This is a genomic window from Actinophytocola sp., from assembly GCF_035712165.1.
In the GTDB taxonomy this organism is placed as follows: domain Bacteria; phylum Actinomycetota; class Actinomycetes; order Mycobacteriales; family Pseudonocardiaceae; genus DASYTH01.
Genome location: NZ_DASTBH010000008.1, coordinates 1 through 7,849, shown reverse-complemented (window position 1 = coordinate 7,849; position 7,849 = coordinate 1). Strand labels below are relative to the sequence as shown.

The window sequence follows — 7,849 nt, the reverse complement described above, 5'->3', positions numbered from 1 at the left end:
GCTGCCCGGCGCGCCGGGACCGAGGCCGCCGCGGCCACTGCCCTCCGGCCCGAAGCCGGTGGGCGGCAGTCCGCCGGTGCCGCGCGGCCCGAACGGCGCGTTGGGCCGGTTGGTCGAGCGCGGGTCCACGTTGCCGGGCGGGTTGGGACCGGGACCCGGCGCTGGGCCGGGACCGGGCACCGGCCCGGGGCCGGGCAGCGGCGGGTTGGGACCGGGGATGGGGATGGGACCTGGGCCGGGGCCGACGATCGGCGGGCCCGGAACGGGCGGGGGCGGCGGGGGCGGCAGCGGGGTGGGCGTCGGCCCCGGCCCGGGCACCACGAACTGCGGGTCGGTCGTACCGACCGGAACGAAGCCGGTGGAACTACCGCCGGGCGTGGCAGAGCCGACCCCGACACCGCCGACGTTGGGCGGCGGCGCGAGATGCGTGCCGGAACCTCCGCTGGCGCCACCGGGCGCGCCCGCGTGGCTGATGCTGCCGGTCGCGGTGCTGCTGCTGGTGGAGGACAGCGGGTACGACCCGATCCAGCTTCCGATCGGACCGCTGGCGGACGGGCCGGCGCCGGGCGGCGGGGTGGCCACCACGACGTCCGGCGGCGACACGAAGGTGCCCAGCGTGTTGCGGTTCCAGGTGCTGTTGGACTCGTAGGTGTTCATCGTGTCCACGGCCTTGTCGGCGGCCGCGTTCTGCGCCGCCTCCTGGCGTTCGTGGTCGAGCGCCTGCACCGCGAGCGCGGCGGCCGGACCGGGGTTGCCCAGCACGGCCATCCCGGCCGCGCCGGCCATCGCCCACCCGGACGGCTCCGGCGTGGTCACCGGCACCGGCTTGGGCATCTCGGCCCGCGCGGTGGCGATGAACTCCGCCTGGTCCTGGGTGGAGATGCCCATCACCCGGGAGCCGGTCTGCGCGTCGCTGGCCCACTCCTGCAGCGGGGTCATGCCGGTGGTCGCGCTTTCCGATGCCGGGCCGATCCAGTTGGCGTTCAGCTCACCGAGCGCCCGGTTGAGGTCGGCGTCGACCTCGGAGAGTTCTTTGGTCAGGCTGTCCCAGTAGGCGGTCTGCGGATCGGACGCCGCAGACCCGGGACCAGCGTGGATCATCGTGTACAGCTCGGGATGAGAGTGCCCCCGCCACCGTGCGCTCATGTGATCTTCCCTCGAGAGTCCGTCCGTCGAAGCTGTCGTGCAGCCGGCTTAGTGCTGCCCGCCCCAGAGGGCGCTGTTCTCGCCTTCCATCGCGATGTACGCGGCCTGCGCCTGCTCCAACGCCTCCGCCGCGTTGCGAAGCTGGTCCCGGTAGCCGGTCAGGCACTGGTAGGCCGAGTCGCCGCCGCCGTAGGAGCGTTCGGCGAACTGGACCGCCGTCTCCTTGCTGGCCGGATCGCCCGCCCACGGCGCGACGGTCATCCCGTCCAGGTCCGCGACCTTGCGCTCGACCCGCGCCAGCGCGGCGCGGAACGCGTTGAGCGCGGCCGGAATCGCCGACGGCTCGAGCGAAAGCGTCTGGGTTCCGGCATAGCTGGGTGCCGAGGAGGCTCCACCCCCACCACCGTCTGCAAGGAACACGGCGTGTCTCCCTCAGTCCTGTGCATTTGCGACGACTGTATCTCTGATGTCCGACACCGCGCAGCGGTTCCCCCAAGGTTGGGCCGCGCGGTGAGTTTCTTGCTACCCAACAGCCCTGCGCCGACCGGCGGCACGCGCGTGGGCGCGTGCCGCCGGTCCCGCCTCAGATGTCGATCTCTTCGGCCTGTCCGGTCGCGGCGGCGAGGGAGACGCCGCAGTTCGGAGCGGACCAGAAGTTGGAGGTCCGCAGGTCGAGGTGGACGTGGTCATTGTGGTCCGGGTAGCCGGGTCCGAGGATCCCGCCGAAGCCGTGGTTGCGGGCCTGCTGGGCCAGCCGGCAGAACCCTTGCGAGCCGGCGCCCAGGTCGGCGGCGTTGCCGTACAGGTGCTGGCTGTTACTGGCACCGCCGACCGAGCGGTTGCACGGGATGCTGCGGAAGCCACTGTTGATGATGATCGGCCGGTCGCCGAGCGCGTGCCGCATGGCTTCCAGCTGCCACATGGTCCGCAGCGCGTTGAACCGGGTCGCGGACTCCGACAGCGGCCCGCCGTCGTAGCCGCTGCCGCCGCAGCCGTCGTCGAGCTCGCCGTAGGTGAAGTGGATCGGGGTGCAGTCGTCGTCCTGCAGTTCGTAGATCTTGGCGAAGGTCTGCGGGCCGGCGACGCCGTCCGCGGACAGCCCGTAGGCCTGCTGGAACCGCACCAGTGCCGCCCTCGTCGCCGGGCCGAAGTCGCCGTCGATGCCGAGGTGGGCGCCGGTGCCGGGGTAGCCGGCGATGCGGATCTGCAGTTGGCGGACGTCCTCACCGGTCGCGCCCTGGCTGAGGCTGCGGCCCCAGGTGTAACAGCCGTCGGCGGCGGCCGGGTTGCTGACCGAGGAGACCAGCAGCGCGCCGGCCACCATCGTCAGCGCGAGCAGGATCCGGGCGAGCGGTCGGGCGAGTCGAGTCGGTAGTCGCATGTGCGCCTCCGTAGCAGGGAGAAAATTACACACCGCATTTACTACCAGTCGGTGACTCACGTCAAGGTATGAGATCAAATCAGACGAGCCAGCGCTCGATCTCCTCCGGCGGGCCGGGCTTGGCGAACAGCCAGCCCTGCGCCGAGTCGCAGCCGATCTGGCGCAGCAGATCCACCTGCGCCGTGGTCTCCACGCCCTCGGCGATCACTTCCAGCTCGAGGGTGTGCGCGAGCTGCACCAGGGCGGTCACGATCTGGGTGTCCTTGGACGCCGCCGCGCCGTCCCGCAGGCCCTCGACGAACGAGCCGGCGATCTTCAGCGCGTGCACCGGCAGGTGCCGCAGGTAGGCCAGGTTGGAGTAGCCGGTGCCGAAGTCGTCGATGGCGATCCGCACGCCGAGATCGGACAGCTCGCGCAGCGCGGCCAGCGGCTCGCCGGCGGTACCCATGATCGCGCTCTCGGTCAGCTCCAACTGCAGGCAGGTGGCCGGCACCCCGGCCCCGTCCAGGATCGCCCGGACGTCGCCGACCAGACCGGTCTCGGCGACCTGCCGGGCGGCCAGGTTCACGCTCACCAGCGGCGCGTCCGGGCCGAACGCCTCCAGCCATTCCCGGGCCTGGTCACACGCCTCGGTCAGGACCCACCGGCCGAGCGGCACGATCAGCCCGGTCTCCTCGGCCAGCCCGATGAACCGGTCCGGCGCGAGCCGGCCGAACTCCGGATGCGCCCACCGGACCAGCGCCTCCACCCCGTACAGCTTGCCGTCCGACAGCCGCAGCAGGGGCTGGTAGTCCACGTAGAACTCGCCGTGCGAGAGCGCCGCCGGCATCGTGGCGGACAGCGTGAACCGGGCGATCTCCTTGGCGTTGCGCTCCTGGTCGTAGCACGCCCACCGGTTCTTGCCGTCGGTCTTGGCCCAGTGCAGCGTGATGTCGGCGTCGCGCATGATCTCCGCGGGCGTGGACTCGGCGACCGCGCGCTCGACGATGCCGATGCTCGCCGACACCGCCAGCCGGTGCCCGCCGATGCGCACCGGCTCGGACAGGCAGCCGAGGATCTCCTCGGCGAGCCCGACCACCTCGTCCACCCCGGTGGAGTGCTCGACCAGCACCACGAACTCGTCGCCGCCGATCCGGGCCACCAGCCGGTCGCCGGCCGAGACCAGCCCGTCCAACCGGCTGGCCACCGCGACCAGCAACTGGTCGCCGATCACGTGGCCGAGGCTGTCGTTGATCACCTTGAACCCGTCCAGGTCCAGGTAGCACAGGGCGAGCCGGCCGGGGCCGCCGGTGGCGAACGCGGCGTGCAGCCGCTCGGTGAACAGCGCGCGGTTGGCCAGGCCGGTCAACGGGTCGTGGTTGGCCTGGTAGAGCAGCTGCTCCTGGAGCTGGTGCCGCTCGGTGATGTCCTCGACCATGCCGACCAGGTACTGCGGGTCGCCGTCGTCGTCCCGGACCAGGGACACGGTCGAGGTCGTCCACAGTGGACTGCCGTCGCGCTTCCGGAACAGGCGCTCGATGTGGTAGTGGTCGCGCAGCCCGGCGGCGGTCTGCGCGAAGTAGGACCGCAGTTCGGGGCCGTCCTCGGGGTGGAACAGCGAGGTGATCTCGGTGCCGCGCAGCCCTTCGGCGGAGTAGCCGAGCATGTCGGCGAACGCGGCGTTCACCTCGAGCAGGATGCCCTTGGTGTTGCAGATGCCGATGCCGACGGCGGCGTCGGTGAACATGGCGCGGAACCGGGCCTCGGAGGCCCGGCCGGCCGCCTCGGCGCGGTCCCGGGCGTCGAGCGCCGCCCGGCGCAGGACCTCCTGCTCGCGGTAGACCCACTCGCGGGCCGCGCGGGCGAACCCGGTGGCCACGGCGGCCTGGATGGCCGGCACCCGGTCCCGGGCCCGGGCATCGCCGGTGGCCCCGGCGGAGCGCAGCAGTTCCTCGCCGATCAGCCGGATCGTGCAGCCGAGCGCATCCGGCCCGGTTAAGTGCAGGTCGATCAGCGCGGCGCCGACCTGGTCCACCACCTCCGCACGGAACGGTTCGGCGCGCAGGGCGCCGACCAGCACCTCGGACAGCTCGTGGATGGCGCCGACCAGCCGGGCCCGGTCCATGGCGACGTAGCCGGTGCCGGCCAGAGCGGCGGCCCACGCGGAGGCGAAGGAGTCGCGGCTGGCGATCACCTTCACCGAGCGCCACGTAGGGCTAGCCACCGTGTTACCCCTTCGGCACACCTGTACGCCCCACTGCGGGGTAAGCGCAGGATACGGCCGCTCTCACCCTCCGTCCACGCCCAGTTCCACGCCGTCAGATTCTGTCAGGTGGTCTAGACCATCTGACCGGTCTGGCCAGGTTCTGTGATCCTTTAACGGAAAGACGTGACAGATAGGTTGTTTAACCCCCACAATTCCGTCCTGGGCGGTAACCGTAAGTGTGCCGCCAGTAACCGTGAGGGCATTGGAAGGGCGATTATGTGGTCCATGACACGCGGAAGGCAACGGCCCCGCATCGTGGCGGTGACCCTGACCACCGCCGCACTGCTGTGCGCGTTCGTCACCCCGGCGCTCGCCGAACCTGCCGGCGAGACGGTCGCGATCGACGACTACGTCCGGGCGTATGACCACCCGATGGGGTCGCAGATCCGCAAGCACGAAGGCGTCGCGGTGGAGTCCCGAACCGCGCCGGACGTCGGCATCACGGCGACCGTCGCCGGCATCGACGTGAGCGGCTGGCAGGGCAACGTGGACTGGCCGGCGCAGTGGAACGCCGGCCGGCGGTTCGTCTGGGTCAAGGCGACCGAGAGCACCACCTACACCAACCCGTACTTCAACCAGCAGTACATCGGCTCCTACAACCAGGGCTTCATCCGCGGCGCCTACCACTTCGCCACCCCGAACACCTCCAGCGGCGCCGCCCAGGCCAACTACTTCAGTGCCCACGGCGGCGGCTGGTCGGCCGACGGCAAGACCCTGCCCGGCGCCCTGGACATGGAGTACAACCCCTACGGCGCCACCTGCTACGGGTTGTCCAAGGCGGCCATGACGCAGTGGATCCTGGACTTCAGCAACACCTACCGCGCCCGGTGGAGCAAGTTCCCGGCGATCTACACGTCCACCAGCTGGTGGAGCCAGTGTGTCAGCGGCGACTTCAGCAGCACCAACCCGCTGTGGGTGGCCCGCTACTCCTCCACCGTCGGCGCCCTGCCGTGCTGCTGGGGCTTCTACACCGTCTGGCAGCACAGCTCCACGCCGATCGACCAGAACATCTTCAACGGCAGCTACGACCGGCTGCTGGTGCTCGCCCGGACCCCGGATTAGCCCACCTCCCGCGCGCGGCGGTGCCGAACCGGCACCGCCGCGTGCACCGGCGATGGCACGATGTCCGGCGTGCGCGGACGAGCTGCCCTGCCCTGGCTGATCACCGTCCTGCTGGCGATCATCGTGTTGGTGGTGGTGACCACCTGGGTGCTCGCCGGCGGGATCGACCGCGGCGAGGCGCTCAAGGCCGGCGGGCTCGCGGCCGGCTCGGTGATCGCGCTGTACGCCCTGTGGCTCAACGACCGCCGCCGGCGCGTGGAGGAACTGCGTCAGGAGATCGAGCAGGGCCGGCAGAACCTGGAGACCCAGCGCTACGCCTTGGAGCAGACCCGGCAGGAGCTGGAGAGCCGCCGCGCCGAGCACGACCGGGAGCGGGTGGCCGACGAGCGGTTCGCCCGCGCGGTCGAACTGCTCGGCAACGACACCGACCAGGTTCGGGTGGGCGCGCTGCACGCTCTGGCCGGGCTGGCCCGCAGCCGGCCCTACTACACCCAGACCGTGCTCGACGTGGTGTGCTCCTACCTGCGCCGGCCGTTCGACCATCCGCGGTTCGCCGAGCTGCGCGGCGAGGAACCGGACTGGGACACCCGGGAAGAGGCGGACCGCTGGCTGCAGGTGCGGCTCACCGCGCAGCGGTTGATCCACGACCTGCTCCACCCGGTGTCCGATCCGGACGCCGTGGCATACGACCTCGACCTGCACGGCGCCACGCTGGAGTACCTCAACCTCGCCGAGCGGGTGATCGGAAACCTGCGGGCGCGCGAGATGAACCTCTACATGAACACCAACCTGCGGGACGTCCAGGTGCGCGGCGGCGCCTGGCTGACCAGCTCGCGCAGCTGGGGCCGGGTCTACCTCAACGGCGCGGTGTTCCACGACCAGTCCTGGTTCAGCAAGTTCCGGGCCAAGGAGCTGGTGGACTTCACGGGCGCCCGGTTCCACGGCAAGACCAGCTTCGCCAACACCACGTTCCGCGACCCGGTGACCTTCACCGACGCCACGTTCGACCACGCCGTCGACTTCACCGACTCCTGCTTCGGCCCGTTGGACCTTCGGGTCACCGGTGGGTTGACCGCACGGACCTTCGGCATGCGGGTCCCGCTCGACCAGGAGGTCCAGCTGCCCGCCGGGTGGACCGTCGACACCACCCGTGGCGGATCGTTCGGACTGGTGCGGGCGTGATCAGGTGGGTACGTAGCCCGTCCGTGGGAGTTACGTAGCGCCCACGGATGTCCGGCACCCGGGCCCGCGCGCAAGATTTCGGCGTGCTCGATCATCGAGACAAGGTCAGGCCCAGCGACCGGCCACCGGCTCCCCGGCCAGGTCCAACTGAGCTGACCGTGCTGGTGGCCGACGACCACCCCGGAGTCGTCGGCCACCTCCACGGTCTCCTGTCCGCCGCGGCCGGGATGACCGTGTTGACCGGCACGGAAACCGTCGTGCTGGCTCGGCGGCACCAGCCCGACGTGCTCGTCCTGGACGTGGCGACGAGTGGGACCGAGAAGATCCGCGAGGTGCTGCGGGTGGCGCCCGAGGTGGCGGTGCTCGTGTACACCGCCCGCGCGGACGACGAGTCGGTGCTCACCGCCGTGCGCGCCGGCTGCCGGGGCTACCTCCTGCACGGCTCGACCGACGAGGACATCGTGCGGGCCGTGCGCGGGATCGCCGCCGGCGAGGCGATCTTCGGTCAGGACATCGCGCCGCGCGTGCTCGACCTGCTGGCCAATCCCGGGGCGGCGGGCCCGCTCCCGAAGCTCACCGACCGGGAGCGGGCCCTGCTGGACCTGCTCGCCGCCGGCCATGGCAACGCCGCCATCGCCGCGGAACTGAAGCTGGCGCCCAAAACCGTCAGCAACCTGATCTCGGCCCTGCTCGGCAAACTCGGCGTGCCCGACCGCGAGTCCGCCGTCCGCGCCGTGCGGAACCACCGGCACCCGGGCCGGAGGAGTGTCCCGTAGCCCCAAGGTCGGTGGGGCTACGGGAACTCAACGAGATCCCATGACTCCCCGGTTCGC

Annotated in this window: 7 protein-coding genes; 3 read left to right on the top strand and 4 right to left on the bottom strand. The window is 71.2% G+C overall.

The genetic code is table 11. From position 1 onward, the window contains the following. From VFO68_RS00450 to VFO68_RS00435, 4 genes are all read right to left on the bottom strand, one after another. A partial coding sequence (locus tag VFO68_RS00450; protein WP_325156087.1) for a PPE domain-containing protein occupies positions 1 to 1,146 on the bottom strand: 1,146 nt, incomplete at its 3' end. Between the two features lie 48 nt (positions 1,147 to 1,194). After that, a complete protein-coding gene (locus VFO68_RS00445) occupies positions 1,195 to 1,566 on the bottom strand; it encodes a transcriptional regulator (RefSeq protein WP_325156086.1) in 372 nt (123 codons plus the stop codon). Between the two features lie 163 nt (positions 1,567 to 1,729). Then, positions 1,730 to 2,527: a D-Ala-D-Ala carboxypeptidase family metallohydrolase gene (locus tag VFO68_RS00440; RefSeq protein ID WP_325156085.1), complete on the bottom strand. Its 798-nt coding sequence runs from the start codon at positions 2,525 to 2,527 to the stop codon at positions 1,730 to 1,732. A 79-nt stretch (positions 2,528 to 2,606) separates the two neighbouring features. Then, on the bottom strand, positions 2,607 to 4,730 hold the full coding sequence (locus VFO68_RS00435) for a putative bifunctional diguanylate cyclase/phosphodiesterase (protein WP_325156084.1): 2,124 nt from the start codon (positions 4,728 to 4,730) through the stop codon (positions 2,607 to 2,609). 267 nt (positions 4,731 to 4,997) lie between these two features. Between VFO68_RS00435 and VFO68_RS00430 the strand changes: the two genes are divergently transcribed. The 3 genes from VFO68_RS00430 (at position 4,998) to VFO68_RS00420 (ending at position 7,792) form a co-directional block, all read left to right on the top strand. After that, entirely contained in the window at positions 4,998 to 5,834 is an 837-nt protein-coding gene (locus VFO68_RS00430) for a lysozyme (protein WP_325156083.1), read from the top strand. Positions 5,835 to 5,903: 69 nt separating this feature from the next. Next, positions 5,904 to 7,016 carry a pentapeptide repeat-containing protein gene (locus VFO68_RS00425; protein WP_325156082.1) on the top strand — a complete coding sequence of 371 codons (1,113 nt, stop codon included), beginning with the start codon at positions 5,904 to 5,906 and terminating at the stop codon, positions 7,014 to 7,016. Positions 7,017 to 7,099: 83 nt separating this feature from the next. After that, the gene (locus VFO68_RS00420) at positions 7,100 to 7,792 is read left to right on the top strand and encodes a response regulator transcription factor (protein WP_325156081.1); all 693 of its coding nucleotides are present in this window, start codon (positions 7,100 to 7,102) and stop codon (positions 7,790 to 7,792) included. Positions 7,793 to 7,849: the final 57 nt, after the last annotated feature.

Coding starts and splice junctions, on each gene's coding strand:
- VFO68_RS00430 (WP_325156083.1), top strand. CDS start 4,998: ATGACACGCGGAAGGCAACGGCCCCGCATCGTGGCGGTGACCCTGACC.
- VFO68_RS00440 (WP_325156085.1), bottom strand. CDS start 2,527: ATGCGACTACCGACTCGACTCGCCCGACCGCTCGCCCGGATCCTGCTC.